At 70.1% G+C, this 14,955-nt stretch carries 13 protein-coding genes; all 13 read right to left on the bottom strand.

Features of this window, described 5'->3' with window-relative positions; all coding sequences use genetic code 11:
* Window positions 1–8 precede the first annotated feature (8 nt).
* The 13 genes from infB to dxr all read right to left on the bottom strand — a co-directional run bounded on the left by infB (window position 9) and on the right by dxr (window position 14,860).
* Window positions 9–2,903, bottom strand: coding sequence for a translation initiation factor IF-2 (gene infB, locus C8E99_RS01640; RefSeq protein WP_115930815.1), 2,895 nt, complete (start codon window positions 2,901–2,903; stop codon window positions 9–11).
* Between the two features lie 131 nt (window positions 2,904–3,034).
* Complete coding sequence (locus C8E99_RS01635) at window positions 3,035–3,346, bottom strand: YlxR family protein (RefSeq protein WP_115930814.1); 312 nt, start codon at window positions 3,344–3,346, stop codon at window positions 3,035–3,037.
* 95 nt (window positions 3,347–3,441) lie between these two features.
* A complete protein-coding gene (gene nusA, locus C8E99_RS01630; RefSeq protein ID WP_115930812.1) occupies window positions 3,442–4,407 on the bottom strand; it encodes a transcription termination factor NusA in 966 nt (321 codons plus the stop codon).
* Window positions 4,408–5,127, bottom strand: coding sequence for a ribosome maturation factor RimP (locus C8E99_RS01625; RefSeq protein ID WP_115930810.1), 720 nt, complete (start codon window positions 5,125–5,127; stop codon window positions 4,408–4,410).
* 8 nt (window positions 5,128–5,135) lie between these two features.
* Entirely contained in the window at window positions 5,136–5,927 is a 792-nt protein-coding gene (locus C8E99_RS01620; RefSeq protein WP_115930809.1) for a sulfite exporter TauE/SafE family protein, read from the bottom strand.
* Window positions 5,928–5,953: 26 nt separating this feature from the next.
* Window positions 5,954–7,735, bottom strand: a complete 1,782-nt coding sequence (locus C8E99_RS01615; RefSeq protein WP_115930807.1) for a proline--tRNA ligase — start codon at window positions 7,733–7,735, stop codon at window positions 5,954–5,956.
* A 91-nt stretch (window positions 7,736–7,826) separates the two neighbouring features.
* Window positions 7,827–8,666 carry a hypothetical protein gene (locus tag C8E99_RS01610; protein ID WP_147301153.1) on the bottom strand — a complete coding sequence of 280 codons (840 nt, stop codon included), beginning with the start codon at window positions 8,664–8,666 and terminating at the stop codon, window positions 7,827–7,829.
* Between the two features lie 126 nt (window positions 8,667–8,792).
* Window positions 8,793–9,725 carry a GNAT family N-acetyltransferase gene (locus C8E99_RS01605; protein ID WP_115930804.1) on the bottom strand — a complete coding sequence of 311 codons (933 nt, stop codon included), beginning with the start codon at window positions 9,723–9,725 and terminating at the stop codon, window positions 8,793–8,795.
* Window positions 9,679–10,842 (bottom strand): flavodoxin-dependent (E)-4-hydroxy-3-methylbut-2-enyl-diphosphate synthase, encoded by a 1,164-nt coding sequence (gene ispG, locus C8E99_RS01600; protein ID WP_115930803.1) that lies wholly within the window; start codon window positions 10,840–10,842, stop codon window positions 9,679–9,681. The genes C8E99_RS01605 and ispG overlap by 47 nt, the downstream gene beginning before the upstream one ends.
* A 69-nt stretch (window positions 10,843–10,911) precedes the next feature.
* Window positions 10,912–11,661: a hypothetical protein gene (locus C8E99_RS15825; protein ID WP_170144503.1), complete on the bottom strand. Its 750-nt coding sequence runs from the start codon at window positions 11,659–11,661 to the stop codon at window positions 10,912–10,914.
* Between the two features lie 224 nt (window positions 11,662–11,885).
* A complete protein-coding gene (locus C8E99_RS01595; protein ID WP_147301152.1) occupies window positions 11,886–12,200 on the bottom strand; it encodes a YciI family protein in 315 nt (104 codons plus the stop codon).
* Window positions 12,201–12,260: 60 nt separating this feature from the next.
* A complete protein-coding gene (locus C8E99_RS01590) occupies window positions 12,261–13,643 on the bottom strand; it encodes a M50 family metallopeptidase (protein ID WP_115933133.1) in 1,383 nt (460 codons plus the stop codon).
* On the bottom strand, window positions 13,637–14,860 hold the full coding sequence (gene dxr / locus C8E99_RS01585; RefSeq protein WP_115930801.1) for a 1-deoxy-D-xylulose-5-phosphate reductoisomerase: 1,224 nt from the start codon (window positions 14,858–14,860) through the stop codon (window positions 13,637–13,639). The genes C8E99_RS01590 and dxr overlap by 7 nt, the downstream gene beginning before the upstream one ends.
* Between the last annotated feature and the right edge of the window lie 95 nt (window positions 14,861–14,955).

Here is a 14,955-nt window from a genome sequence, read left to right as displayed (position 1 = left end):
GCGTCAACTCAGACGCGCGGCTTCTCCTGCATCTCGAAGGTCTCGATGATGTCGCCGTCCTTGATGTCGTTGAAGCCACCCAGGCCGATACCGCACTCGTAGCCCTCGCGGACCTCGGTGGCATCGTCCTTGAACCGGCGCAGCGACTCGATCTTGAGCTTGTCCGCCACCACGTTGCCGTCCCGCACGAGGCGGGCCGAGGCGTTGCGGCGGATGAGCCCGGAACGGACCAGCGAGCCGGCGATGCTGCCCCACTTGGAGGACCGGAAGACCTCGCGGACCTCCGCGGTACCCAGCTGGACCTCTTCGTACTCCGGCTTGAGCATGCCCTTGAGCGCGCTCTCGATGTCATCGAGCGCGTCATAGATCACCGAGTAGAAGCGCATGTCCACGCCCTCCTTGTCGGCCAGATCGGTCACGCGCTCGGCCGGGCGGACGTTGAAGCCGATGATGATGGCGTTGTCCACGGTGGCCAGGTTGACGTCGTTCTGCGTGATGGCACCCACGCCACGGTGGATGACGCGCAGCTGCACCTCGGCGCCGACCTCGATCTCGAGCAGGGAGTCCTCGAGGGCCTCCACGGCGCCGGAGGCGTCGCCCTTGATGATGAGGTTGAGGGTGTCGATCTTGCCCTCGGCCACGGCCTGGTCGAAGTTCTCCAGGGAGATCCGCTTGCGGCGCTTGGCCAGCATGGCGTTGCGATCGGCGGCTTCGCGCTTCTCAGCGATCTGGCGGGCGGTGCGGTCGTCCTCGGTCACCAGGAAGGTGTCGCCGGCGCGCGGCACGGAGGACAGACCCAGCACCTGGACCGGACGCGACGGCGGCGCCTCGGTCACGGTGGTGCCGTCGTCGTCGAACATGGCGCGGACGCGGCCGTGGCCGTGGCCCACCACCATGGTGTCCCCGACGCGGAGCGTGCCGGACTGCACGAGCACCGTGACAACGGCGCCGCGGCCCTTGTCCAGGTTCGCCTCGATGGCCACACCGCGGGCACCCTTGTTCGGGTTGGCGGTGAGCTCCAGCGCGGCGTCCGCGGTGAGCAGGATGGCCGAGAGCAGCTCCTCGATGTTCAGGTTGTTCCGGGCGGAGACGTCCACGAACATCGTGTCGCCGCCGTACTCCTCGGGGACCAGGCCGTACTCGGCGAGCTGACCGCGGATCTTTTCCGGGGAGGCCTCGGGCTTGTCGATCTTGTTGACTGCGACCACGATCGGCACGCCGGCCGCCTTGGCGTGGTTCAGAGCCTCGACGGTCTGCGGCATGACGCCGTCATCAGCGGCCACCACGAGCACCGCGATGTCCGTGACCTTGGCACCACGGGCACGCATGGCGGTGAACGCCTCGTGGCCCGGGGTATCGATGAAGGTCAGGCTGCGGTCCGTCTCGCCGTGCTGGAAGTCCACCTGGTAGGCACCGATGTGCTGGGTGATGCCACCGGCCTCACCCTCGATGACCTTGGTGGAGCGGATGGCGTCCAGCAGTCGGGTCTTGCCGTGGTCCACGTGGCCCATGACGGTCACGACGGCCGGGCGCTTCTCGAGGTCGTCCTCGGTCTCCGCCTCTTCCTCGGCGTCGAGGTCGATGTCGAAGGCCTCGAGGAGCTCCTTGTCCTCGTCCTCCGGGGAGACGATCTCGATCTGGTAGCCGAGTTCCTCCCCGAGCACGCGGAACGTCTCCTCGTCCAGGGACTGGTTGGCGTTCGCCATCTCGCCCAGGTGGAAGAGCACGGTCACCAGCGAGGCCGGATCCGCATTGATCTTCTCGGCGAAGTCACTCAGGGACGAGCCGCGGCGCAGGCGGAGCTGCGTGGTGCCGTCACCGCGCGGGACGGAGACGCCGCCGACCGACGGTGCCGACTTCTGTTCCAGTTCCTGACGCTTCGCGCGCTTCGACTTGCGCTGCTTGCGGCCACCGGGGCCACCGCGGCCGAAGGCACCCTGGGTGCCGCCGCGGCTGGTGGGACGGCCACCACGCGGGCCGCCACCGGTCCCGCCGCCGGGAGCGCCCCCGGGGCCGCCACCGGGACGTCCACGGCCACCCGGACGGGCGGAGGCCGGCTGCGGCTTGTTGATATGGCCCGGCATCATGTTCGGGCTGGGGCGTGCGCCACCCGGACGGGGGGCACCGGCACCCGCGCCGGCGGCTGCCGGACGCGGACCACCAGGGCGGGGACCGCCGGCACGCTCACCAGCATCCGGACGGCCCGAACGCATGCCCTGCTTGGGAGCGAAGGGGTTGTTGCCGGGACGCGGGCCACCGGGGCGGGGGCCGCCGGGACGCGGGCCACCCGAGCGTTCGCCGCCACGCTCGTCTGCGCGGGGCGCGGACTGCTTGGAGGTGAACGGGTTGTTGCCGGGCCGCGGGGCGGCCGGCTTGGTGCCGCCCGGCTTCGGGGCACCCGGGCGGGCCGGGGTGGCCGGCTTCGGCGCGGACGGAGAGGCTGGTGCAGCCGACTCCGCCGGGGCGGGAGCCTCCGTCGATGCTGCCGGGGTGGCCGGCGCGGCGGGAGCAGCCGGCTTCTCGGCCGCAGGCACGGCCGGTGCCGGAGCAGACGGCTTCTCAGCCGCGGGGGCAGCCGGTGCCGGTGCCGGTGCCGGTGCGCCCGGCTTCGCGGCGGCCGGAGCTGCCGGCTTCTCCGCGGCCGGGGTGGCCGGAGCAGACGGCTTCTCGGCCGCGGGGGCGGCCGGTGCCGGAGCGGCTGCCGCAGGCTTGGCGGTGGCCGGCTTGGAGGGAGTCTTCGGTGCGGCGTCCGCATAGGCGGAACGCAGCTTCTTGACCACCGGGGGTTCGATGGTCGAGGAGGCGGAACGAACGAATTCGCCCATGTCCTGAAGCTTGTTCAGGGCCTCCTTGGATGAAATGCCGAGCTCTTTGGCGAGCTCGTGGACGCGGACCTTAGCCACGGTTCTCCTGTTCTGGTCCGCGTCGTGGCCTTGAGGGGAGCCTCAGCTCCCCCAGGCCGTGTCAAGCGGACCGTAATGACGGGTGGTGTTCATCGTTGGGCACTCATCGTGTGGTGCTCATCGGGTTTCCATCAGATCTCTGACCCGCTTTCGTTCTCGGTCTTCAACACCGGTGCATTCGGATGCCCGGCGAACAGTCCGGCCAGGGAGGTCGCATCCACACGGCCTCGGAAGGCCCGGTTGAATGCGCCCCTCTTCAGGGCGGCCTGCAGGCAAGCGTGATCCGGGTGGATCCAGGCCCCTCGGCCCGGCTTGCGCCGGCGCCAGTCGGGAACCACGAGTCCGGGACTCGTGACCTCCTCCAGCGCCAGGCGCACCAGCTTGGTGTGGTCCTCTTTCCCCCGGCACCCGACGCAGGTGCGCACCGGAGTGTGTGCCTGCATGGAGGAGCCTGTTCCGTCAAGGAAATGGAAATGGACCTGGCCAGTCTACCTCAGTCGGTCCGATGGGCCAGCAGGTGGCGGCCACCGGACCGGGCTCAGGCCTCCTCGCCGGAGATGTCGATCCGCCAGCCGGTCAGCTTGGCGGCCAGACGGGCGTTCTGCCCCTCCTTGCCGATGGCCAGCGAGAGCACGTCTCGAGGAACGACCACGCGGGCCGACCGGGTGGCCTCGTCCACGATCTCCACGGAGCTGACCCGCGCCGGGGACAAGGCGGAGGAGATGAAGGCGGCGGGACTCTCGCTGAAGTCGACGATGTCGATCTTCTCGTCGTTCAGCTCGCTCATCACGGCGCGGACGCGGGAGCCCATCTCACCGATGCAGGCACCCTTGGCGTTGATGCCGGCCTTGGTGGCCTTGACGGCCATCTTGGTCCGGTGTCCGGCCTCGCGGGCGAGGGCAAGGATCTCCACGGAGCCGTCGGCGATCTCGGGGACCTCCAATTCGAACAGCTTGCGGACCAGCCCTGGATGGGAGCGAGAGAGCGTGATCGAAGGGCCCTTGAGCCCACGGTGCACGTCCACCACGTAGGCGCGCAGACGCTGGCCGTGGGAGTAGTCCTCTCCGGGGACCTGCTCCGGCGGCGGCAGGACGGCTTCGACCGAGCCCAGGTTCACCTGGATCATGTGCGGATTGGTGCCCTGCTGGATCAGCCCGGAGATGATCTCGCCCTCGCGGCCCTTGAACTGGCCCAGGATGTTGTCGTCCTCGGCGTCACGCAGTCGCTGGAGGATGATCTGCCGGGCCGTGGACGCGGCGATCCGGCCGAAGCCCTGCGGGGTGTCGTCGAACTCGCCGACCGACTGGCCGTCCTCGTCGATCTCGGTGGCCCAGATGGTCACATGGCCGGATTTGCGGTCGATCTCCGCGCGGGCCCGGGACAGGGCGCCGGGCGACTTGTGGTACGCAACCACCAAAGCCTGTTCGATGGTGGGCACGAGGCGGTCCAGTGGGATCTCACGCTCGGTCTCCAGCATCCGCAGGGCGCTCATGTCGATGTCCACTCAGGCCTCCGAATTCAGTTCTTCTTCGGCAGCACTTCCGCCACCGCGGGTCAACTCTACCTGCACCGTGGCCGGTCCCAGGCGGTGGTAGGCGTGCCGGACCGGATCGCCGATCTTCGCGGGCATCCCCTTCTTCGCCCCCGGCTTGACCGGCACCAGCACGACGCCGGCCTCGTCGGCGGACTGGATGCGCCCGGTCAGCCGACCGGCCGGCGCCAGAGCGGACGCCTCGGTCGAGGGGATGGGTGAGGCGGCAGGTGAGGCGGTGGGCGAAGTGGTGGGCGAAGTGGTGGGCGAAGTGGTGGGCGAAGTGGTGGGCGAGCTGGCCGGTGCGGGCGACGGGCCGTCGTCGGGCAGGACCTCGACCGAGACCAGACGACCGACGTTGCGGCGCCAGTGCCGCGGCTCGGTCAACGGACGATCGACGCCCGGAGAGGACACCTCGAGCTGGTACGGCTCGGCCCTGAGCTCCGGCAGATCGGACCCCGCCGCATCGAGCGCGGTGGAGATGGCCTGGGCCACCTCGGCGACCTCGTCCAGGTCCAGCCCGGCGGTGCCGTCGGCGTGGTCCACGATGACTTTCAGGATCAACTGACCTGGCTCACCCTCGACCGTGGCCGCCTCGAAGTGCAGGCCGGTGGACTCGACGGCGGGCGCGACCAGCGCGGCCAGGGGGGTGCGTTCAGGGTGTTCGATGGCGTGTTCGGTGGCGTCGTGCATGGATCCATTCAAGCCCAGTCGGCAACAAAGTCGTAACCGAGTTTGACGATCAGGACGAACACCACCACGAGGAACACGATCCGGATGAAGCCCGAGCCGCGCCGGATGGCCATCCGGGCCCCGAGGTAGCCGCCGATCATGTTGGCCACCCCCAGGACGAGGCCCAGGCCGAGGAGGATGTGGCCGGAGGGCAGGAAGAAGGCGATGGCGCCGAGGTTGGTGAACAGGTTCACGATCTTGGCCTGCGCCGAGCCCTGCAGGAAGGTGTAGCCGAGGACTGCCACCAGCGAGATCACCAGGAACGTCCCGGTGCCCGGGCCGAGGACGCCGTCGTAGAAGCCGATCACCAGGCCGATGACCAGGGCCACCGCGAGGTGGCGCCGGCCGGAGTAGCGTAGTCCCGTGTCACGGCCCAGCTGGGGCCTGGCCGCCGTGAAGACGGCCACGCCGACCAGGGCCAGCAGGATGACGGGTTTGATGATCTCGGCCGGCAGCAGCGTGGCGACGATCGCCCCGCCGAAGCTGCCTCCCAGGGCGACCACCGCCATGGGCAGGGCGGTGCTCAGGTCCGGGTGGATGCGCCGGTAGTAGGTGATGGCGCTGGTGGTGGTCCCGAAGACGGAGCCCAGCTTGTTCGTGGCCAGCGCCTGGACCGGGGTGATGCCCGGGACCATGAGCAGCACGGGCAGCTGGAGCAGTCCGCCCCCGCCCACCACCGCATCGATCCACCCGGCCGCGAGACCGGCCAGGAGGACCATCACGAGGGTGGCCGCGGTGATGTCCTCGAGGCCGGTCAGCACGGCCGTGCCTCCATGTTGCCGACGGCCTAGGCGGAGCGGACGAGGCCGGCGATCGCGGCTGCGGCGCCGGCGACCTCGACGGACTGCGCCTCGCCCGTGGCCCGGTCCTTGACCTCGACCACGCCGTCGGCGAGGCCGCGGCCGACGACCACGGAAGTGGGAATGCCGATGAGCTCGACGTCCGAGAACTTCACGCCGGCCGAGACCTTCTTGCGGTCGTCGTAGAGCACGGTCAGACCCTGGGCCTCGAGGTCGCCGACGAGCTGCTCCGCGGCGGCGAAGATCTCCTCACCCTTTCCGGTGGCCACCACATGCACGTCCGCGGGGGCGATGGCGCGCGGCCACGCCAGTCCCTTCTGATCGTGGTGGGACTCGGCCAGGGCGGCGACAGCGCGGGTGACGCCGATGCCGTAGGAACCCATGGTCACCACGACCTGCTTGCCGTTCTGGTCCAGGACCTTGAGGTCGAGGGCTTCGGCGTACTTGCGGCCGAGCTGGAAGATGTGCCCCATCTCGATGCCTCGACGGGTGCGCAGCGGGCCGGAGCCGTCCGGGGCCGGGTCGCCGTCCCGTACCTCGGTGGCCTCGATGACGCCGTCCCACTGGAAGTCTCGCCCGGCCACCAGCCCGAAGACATGCTGTTGCAGGGCGTTGGCACCGGTGATCCAGGCGGTGCCGGTGACGATGCGCGGGTCCACGAAGAACGGCAGGCCGGATTCGTTGTTGGGACCGATGTAGCCCTTGACCAGGGACGGATGCCGGGCGAGGTCCGCCTCGGTGGCCTGCTCGACACCGGGTTCCCCGGCCACCTCGAGCAGCTCGCCGATGCCGGCCTCGAGGCGCTTGAGATCCACATCCCGGTCGCCGGGGACGGCCACGATGAACTGGCGGCGCTCGTTGCCGTTCAGCACGGCCGTGAGCACCACGCACTTGAGGGTGTCTGCGGCGGTCCAGGAGCCGCCCTCGCCGCGCGGTGCGAGCTGATTCGCGACGTCCACGAGGGCCGCAATCGTGGTGGAGTCCGGGGTGTCCTTGACCTCGGCGGCCGGCAGGGCCGCGATCGCGGCCTCGTCCAGGGCCGCAGGGGGCACCGTGGTGACGGCCTCGACGTTGGCGCGGAAGCCGGCGTCGGACTCCACGAAGGTGTCCTCACCGATCGGTGAGGGGTGCAGGAACTCCTCGGAGCGTGAGCCGCCCATGGCCCCCGCCTGGGCCTGGACGGGGACGACGGCCAGGCCCAGGCGGTCGAAGATCCGCAGGTAGGCCCCGCGGTGGTCGGCGTAGGCCTGGTCCAGGCCGGCGTCGTCCACGGTGAAGGAGTAGGAGTCCTTCATGATGAACTCACGCACGCGCAGCAGGCCGGCGCGCGGACGGGCCTCATCCCGGAACTTGGTCTGGATCTGGTACAGGTACGTCGGCAGGTCCTTGTAGGAGGAGTAGTGGTCCTTGACCAGGAGGGTGAACATCTCCTCATGCGTGGGGGCCAGCAGGAAGTCCGCCCCCTTGCGGTCCTGGACGCGGAACAGCGCGTCACCGTACTCCTCCCAGCGGCCGGTGGCCTCGTAGGGCTCCTTGGGCAGCAGGGCCGGGAACTGGACCTCCTGACCGCCGATCGCGTCCATCTCCTCGCGCACGATCTGCTCGACCCGGTTCTTCACGCGCAGCCCCAGCGGCAGCCACGTGTAGGCCCCCGGGCCGGAACGCCGGATGTAGCCGGCGCGGACGAGCAGCCTGTGGCTGGCCACCTCGGCGTCGGCCGGGTCGTCACGCAGGGTGCGGAGGAACAGGGTGGACATGCGCAGGGGCACGAGGGCTCCGATCGGTGGTTGCTGGACTAGCTGGGGTGCTGGTGGACGTGTGGTGGTCTGCTGGCCGAGGATGCCTCGCCGGGGAGGGGTCTCAGCCGTCGAGTTCGGTGCGCAGGTCCTCGACGAGGGTCACACCGTCCTCGACGGGCACGACCCCGTCACCGCCGCCGGTCCCCGAATAGGTGATCAGGCGGTCATCGTCCTGGACGACCACCGTGGTGGCGGTCGTGGACTCGGCGCCGGGCGGCAGGGTGGCGCCACTGAGGGCGACAGTCGTGGTGCTGGTCATGGCGAACGAGCCGTCGGCCTGCACCTCCACGGGCTGGACCTCGAGGCTCATCTCCATGGACATGGCGTCACCCATCTCCACGGTGAATTCGGAGCAGTCCTCGGACTGCGCCTGCGTCGCTTCCAGAGACTGCGCCGCCGCATCGGCAGAGGGGAAGGTCGTGACCATCAGGATGTCCGTGGACGGCATGGTGGCATCGCTGAGGTCCATACTCAGGCCACCGATGTTCTCGACTCCTTCAGCCAGCTCGCCCGAGGCGGCCTGGCCAGCGTCGAAGCACTCCTCCGGGGTCACCGTCATGTCCTCGGTCAGGCCCTGCGATTCCTGGGTGGCCTGCTCCAACTGCTCACCGGTCAGGATGGTGGCCCCTTCACCGAGGACGGTCATCAACGCCTCCTCGACCTGCTGGTCCAGGCCGGTGGCGTCCGAGGATGCGGTGGCGGAGGCATCCGCCGTGGCGTCCTCCGTGGCTGACGGCGTGGCGGACACGCTGGCCTCATCGGAGGCGGCGCTGCTGGCCGGAGCGCTGGACTCTCCCTCATCTCCGGAGCCGCCGCAGGCGGCCAGGGAGAGGGTGAGCAGTCCCATGCCCACGATCGACGGCAGCGTCGCGGCACGGAATCGGGTGTTCTGGCGGTTCATGTCCTGTCCCCTCATAGCTGGTCCTGGTGGCTCCGTCAACGCCGGGCCGCACGGGCTGGTCGGACGGACAGGAGCTAGGAAAAGCATAGGTCAAGCGCCCAGGCCCGGAGCACAGGATCGCGGAGCCTACAACAAGACCGTGGCGAAGGTGCCGACCTGTTCGAACCCCACGGTGCGGTAGGTGCGCAGGGCTGCGGTGTTGAAGCCGTTGACGTAGAGGCTCACCAGGGGTGCCGTCTGCCGGGCGTACTCCGTCACGGCGGCCACGGACGGTGCGGCCAGGCCCTGTCCGCGCTGACTCGGTTCGACCCACACCCCCTGGATCTGCGTGCAGCTGGCGGAGACCACGCCGAGATCGGCCTTGAAGCGGACCCGGCCGGCGTCATCGAGATCCACCAGGGACCAGCCGTTGCGGATCAGGTCCTCCACCCGCAACCGGTACTGCACCGCCCCGTTCTGCAGGGGCGAGAAGCCGAGTTCCTCCTCGAACATCGCCACGCAGGCCGGCAGCACCACGGGGAACTCCTCGGGGCCGGCTGGACGGACGCGGGGCGAGGGCTCCACCGCGGGACGGCCGCGCAGGACCATGAGGGGCTGGTCGTCCCGGATCTGGCGGGCGCGTTGCGGTCCCCGGGACAGCTCGTCCCAGAGGGGCAGCACCGCCTCGCGCGGACCGTAGACGGAGGCGAAGCGGCGGTGCAGGGCGGTGAGCGCCACCCCGAAGAGGGCGCCGGCCTCGGCGGTAGCACCGACGGGGACCACGTTGGCGCCCACCCAGCAGGCAGCCTCCAGCTCGGCCGGGCGACCGGCGGTCACGGGGGTGGCCTGGGTGAAGATGCCGAGGAAGAGGGGTCCCCCGGACCGGGCCGGCGTCGCGTCGCGGCCCTTCTCGAGGATGGACTCCACGAAGCAATTCGCCACCGGGTCGGCGGCGGCCAGGGCCGTGAGCGCCGTGGTGTCGGCGTGGTTCAGGACCCGGACGGCCCCGCCGGTGGCCCGGCGGACGGCGTCGTCAGGAGACGGTGACCACGGGCGAGCCCTGGACAGGATTCTGACCATCGGTACCCTCGCTGCTTTCCTCCAGGCCGGACTCGGCGGCGATCCGACGGGCCTCGAACAGCAGCGTCTCCACGATCTCGTCCTCCGGCACCGTCTTGACGACCTCGCCCTTGATGAAGATCTGGCCCTTCCCGTTGCCGGAGGCCACGCCGAGATCGGCCTCACGGGCCTCCCCGGGCCCGTTGACCACGCAACCCATGACGGCCACGCGCAGCGGGACCGTGAGGTCCTTCAGGCCCTCGGTGACCTCTTCGGCCAGGGAGTACACGTCCACCTGGGCGCGGCCGCAGGAGGGGCAGGAGACGATGTCCAGGCGGCGCTCGCGCAGGTTCAGGGACTGCAGGATCTGCAGCCCGACCTTGACCTCCTCGACCGGCGGGGCGGACAGGGAGACGCGGATCGTGTCACCGATGCCCTTGCCGAGGAGATAGCCGAAGGCGCTGGCGGACTTGATGGTGCCCTGGAAGGCGGGCCCGGCCTCGGTGACGCCGAGGTGCAGCGGCCAGTCGCCCTGTTCGGCCAGCAGTTCGTAGGCGCGGGCCATGATCACCGGGTCGTTGTGCTTGACGGAGATCTTGAAGTCACGGAAGCCGTGCTCCTCGAACAGGGAGGCCTCCCACACGGCGGACTCGACGAGCGCCTCCGGGGTGGCCTTGCCGTACTTCTTGAGCAGGTCGGGATGCAGCGAACCCGCGTTGACGCCGATCCGGATGGAGGTGCCGTGGTCCGAGGCGGCCTGGGCGATCTCCTTGACCTGGTCGTCGAACTTCCGGATGTTTCCGGGGTTCACGCGCACGGCACCGCAACCGGCCTCGATCGCCGCGAACACGTACTTCGGCTGGAAGTGGATGTCCGCGATCACGGGGATGGTGGACTGCTGCGCGATCACCTTGAGCGCCTCGGCGTCCTTGTCCGTGGGGCAGGCCACCCGGACGATGTCACAGCCGGCCGCGGTGAGCTCGGCGATCTGCTGGAGCGTGGCGCCGATGTCATGCGTCTTCGTGGTGGTCATCGTCTGGACCGAGACCTGGTGATCGGAGCCCACGCCCACTCGTCCCACCTGCAACTGCCTCGTCTTGCGGCGAGGTGCCAGGACGGGCGGTGGTGCGGCGGGCATGCCAAGACTGACGGGCACTGACAACTCCTGTGGGGCTGATCGGGGTACGGGGGTTCCGTTCACCCCAGTCTACTGGTACGAGACGAACCAGGGCTGGGGTGAGACCTCCGTCATGGTCCGCTCCGGGGTGAAGGTCGGCGAGTCCTCGTCGATGAAGTTCTTCCACCCCAGACGCATCCCGGACGGCAGGTCCTTCTTCAGCGAACGCCACGTCCCCTGCTTTTGTTCCGCGGACCCGTTCCCGTCCGCGTGCACCATGAGCGCCAGCCCGTCCCGGGCCTCCACGTCCTGCCGGTCCGGGATCATCCGGGCCTGGAACTGGTGCAGGATCACGAGCTTCTCCGGCAGATCGTGCTCCGCCACGAGCTCCGCCAGCCAGGCGGTGGTCTCGTTGACCTCCGCGGCGGAGACCTGCCCGATCTGCTCCATGTGCCGCTGGCCGGGCTGCAGCCGCCATTCCGGGTCCAGCGCCAGCCCCACGTGCGGGAGCAGCAACAGTTCCTCGAAGGCCTGGGCCTGGGTGGTGAAGTCCTGGGTTCCCGGTTGCAGGTCCAGGACCACGTAGGTGTCCGCCTTTCCAGCGGCCTCGACCCACTCGGCCAGCTGATCCCGGTCCACGTAGGAGGTGTAGTCCCCCGTGGGTCCCCGAGACGAGGTCGCCACGGTGGAGATGATCTCGAAGGCCGGGATCACCGGCTCCTCACTGAAGGGCTGGTAGTCCGCGGCCAGGGCGGCGGCCCGCTCCAGGGCCTCGTCCACGTCCTGCTCACCCAGCATGCCCAGGGAGCCGGTGCCGGGCGTGCCGTACAGCGCCACCATGCGGCGGCCCGGGAACAGGGTGGTACCCCCGCCGGGAAGCTCCGGCGTCGGGGTGGGAGTGGGCGTGGGGCTCGGGGTCGGAGTGCCCGACGGCGTCGCCGAGCCCGAGCCCGCCGGCCCACCGGCGCCCGGTTGCGGGCTGGGGGTGCAGGCGGTCAGGGCCGCGACAGCACCGGCGGCGGTGATTCCGGCCAGGGACGTCAGGACGCGGCGGCGTTCGATACTCAGGCCCCGTTCCCGCGGAGGGCGGCAGCCTGGTCACCGACCGCGCACGACCACTCGTGGACATCGGTGGAGGAGATCAGGCCGTGCTGCTGGAAGGGGTCCCCGGCCAGCAGGTCCCGGACGCTCTCAGCCGCATCGGACTTGACGAGCAGCAGGGCCGCCGTCGGATCATCCACGTAGGCGCCGGCGGCCACCATGGCGGTGCCCAGAGAGCCCAGGAACTCACGGTGGGCGGCGCGGTGCACGTCACGCTGGTCACCCAGCCCGGGGACGTAGTTGTACTGGACGGCGAAGATCTTCTGTGGTTCAGCCATGGGGCCAGCGTAGGACACCTCTCCGGTCCAGAGGTTGCGCGACACCTCCGTCCGCTCCGACTAGAAGATCCGGATGGGATCCACGATGTCCGCCACGATCAGCAACAGGCCCATGCCGAGCAGGGCGATCCCGACCACGTAGGTCAGCGGCAGCAGCTTGGCGATGTCGAAGACCCCGGGATCCCGGCGCCGGGTCAACTTGGCCCACCCGCGGCGGAGGGCCTCCCACAGTGCCCCGGCCACGTGACCGCCGTCCAATGGCAGCAGGGGGATGAGGTTGAACACCATCAGGGCCACGTTGACACCGCCCACCAGGGAGAGCAGCAGGGAGGCCTTGTCCGCCAGCGGCACGTCCTCCAGGGCGGCGGCCTCACCGGCGATGCGGCCCACTCCCACCACGGACATCGGCCCGTTGGGATCGCGTTCCTCCGGGCCGAAGACGGCGACGGCGGTCTCCCAGAGCTTCACGGGCAGCACCACCACCACGTCGGCGGTCGCCTTCAGCTGCTGACCCATCACCGGGAAGGTCTCGGTGATCGGCTGCGGCACGTTCTGGACCTCGGAGCCCATGCCGACGAAGCCGACGTCCTCCGTCTGGGTGCTGCCGTCCGGGTTGGTCTGCGCGCGGCCGCTGGAATCGGCGACCGGCCGCTCGGTGAGCTTCGGGGTGATGGTCCCGGACTGTTCGGCACCGTCACGTTCCCAGGTGATGGCCGTGGGCTCACCGGCCCGCTCGCGGATGGCGGAGGACAGCTCATCCCAGTCGTCCACCGGGCGGCCGTTGAAGGCGGTGATGGTGTCCCCCGGTTCCAGTCCGGCCTCGAAGGCCGGTGCGGCCGGGTCGCCAGGCCGGCAGGCCTCCGTGCCGTCCTGCCCGGTTGCCTCGCCGGCGGCGGCCCGCTCCTGCTGGACGGCGGCCGGGAGCACGCACTTGAACACCTCGGAGACGGTGGTCGTGGCGGTGGCCACGCCCGTGGTGGTCACGAGGATGGCCGTCAGGGCGAACGCGATGACGAGGTTCATGAACGGCCCGCCGAGCATGATGATGATCCGCTTCCACACCGGCAGCGAGATGAAGGTGCGCTTCTCGTCTCCCGGCTGCAATTCCTCGGCGGACATCTGACGGGCGTCGGAGGCCATCTGCTGGAACAGGCCGGTGCTGGCACTGCGCGGCCGTTCGCCCTGTTCAGGGTGCTCCGGAGGGTACATCCCGACCATGGAGACGTAGCCGCCCAGCGGGATGGCCTTCACCCCATACTCGGTCTCCCCCTTCTTGCGGGAGAACACGGTGGGGCCGAAGCCGACCATGTACTGCGTGACGCGGACGCCGAAAAGCTTGGCGGGCACCAGGTGGCCGACCTCGTGCAGGGCGATCGACAGGGCGATGCCGACGGCCACGGCGAGGACGCCGACGATGAACCAGAGGATCTCCACCGTCACCACCGCGCCTGTGCTGCGGTGCGGGCCCACTGTTCGGCGGCCGCGAGCGCCTCGACGCTCAGGTCCTGGCCGGCCAGCACGACGTCCGGGTCATAGTCCTCCACGACGGCGCGAACGGTGTCCACGATCTCGGTGAAGCCGATCCGGCCGGTGTGGAAGGCCTCCACGGCCTCCTCGTTCGCGGCGTTGTAGACGGCCATGTGCGTGGTGGAGGCGCCGGCCGCCTCCTTGGCCAGCCGCACCGCGGGGAAGGCGTCCTCGTCGAGAGGTTCGAAGGTCCACGTCGCGGCCCGCGTCCAGTCCAGGCCGGCGGCGGAGCCGGGCACGCGGTGGGGCCAGCCGATGCCGAGGGCGATGGGCAGGCGCATGTCCGGCGGAGAGGCCTGGGCGATCGTGGAGCCGTCGGTGAACTCGACCATCGAGTGGACGATCGACTGCGGGTGGACGACCACGTCGATCCGGTCCAGCGGAAGGTCGAAGAGCAGGTGGGCCTCGATCACCTCGAGGGCCTTGTTGACCATGGAGGCCGAGTTGGTGGTGACCACCTTGCCCATGTCCCAGGTGGGGTGCGCCAGGGCCTCGGCCGGGGTGACCCCGGCGAGCTGGTCCCGCGTCCGGCCGCGGAAGGGCCCGCCCGAGGCGGTGACCACCAGGCGCCGGACCTCCTCCGTGGCCCCGGAGCGCAGGGCCTGGGCGAGGGCGGAGTGCTCCGAGTCGACCGGGACGAGTTGGCCCGGAGCGGCGGCCTGCTTGACGAGGGCCCCGCCGACGATGAGCGATTCCTTGTTGGCCAGCGCGAGCAGGTGGCCGGCCTGCAGCGCCGCGAGCGTGGGTGCCAGACCGATGGACCCGGTGATCCCGTTGAGTACGACGTCGGCGCCCTCCCAGGCGGCGACCTCGGCCGCCGCGGTGGGCCCGGAGAACAACTCTGGGGAGGGCGTGGGCGCCCCGGCCTGCTGGGCCGCTGCGGCGATGGCCTCGGCGAGCTCCCCCGTGGTGGCGGTGGCGCTGCCGACCGCGCCGGCGCAGGTGGCCACGGCCTGCCTCGCCAGGAGGGCGGTATTGGATCCGCCGGATAGCCCGGCGACCGTGAATCGCTCCGGAGCCGAGGCGATGACCTCGAGTCCCTGGGTCCCGATCGAGCCGGTGGAACCGATCAGGGTGACCCGGCGGATGCTGGTGGGGCCGGCGTCGGGCAGGTAAAGCGGTTCGGAAGTCACCGGTCCATTATGGCCGGACGATCTGGGAGGTGCCTGCACCCCTCTGAGCCTTAAAGCATTAGCGGGCAGAGATAGACGGTACGACGCGTACCGTC

The organism is Citricoccus muralis (genome assembly GCF_003386075.1).
Taxonomy (GTDB): domain Bacteria; phylum Actinomycetota; class Actinomycetes; order Actinomycetales; family Micrococcaceae; genus Citricoccus; species Citricoccus muralis.
Note: the sequence above shows the minus strand (reverse complement) of the source record. Positions and strands in the feature narration are given on the sequence as shown.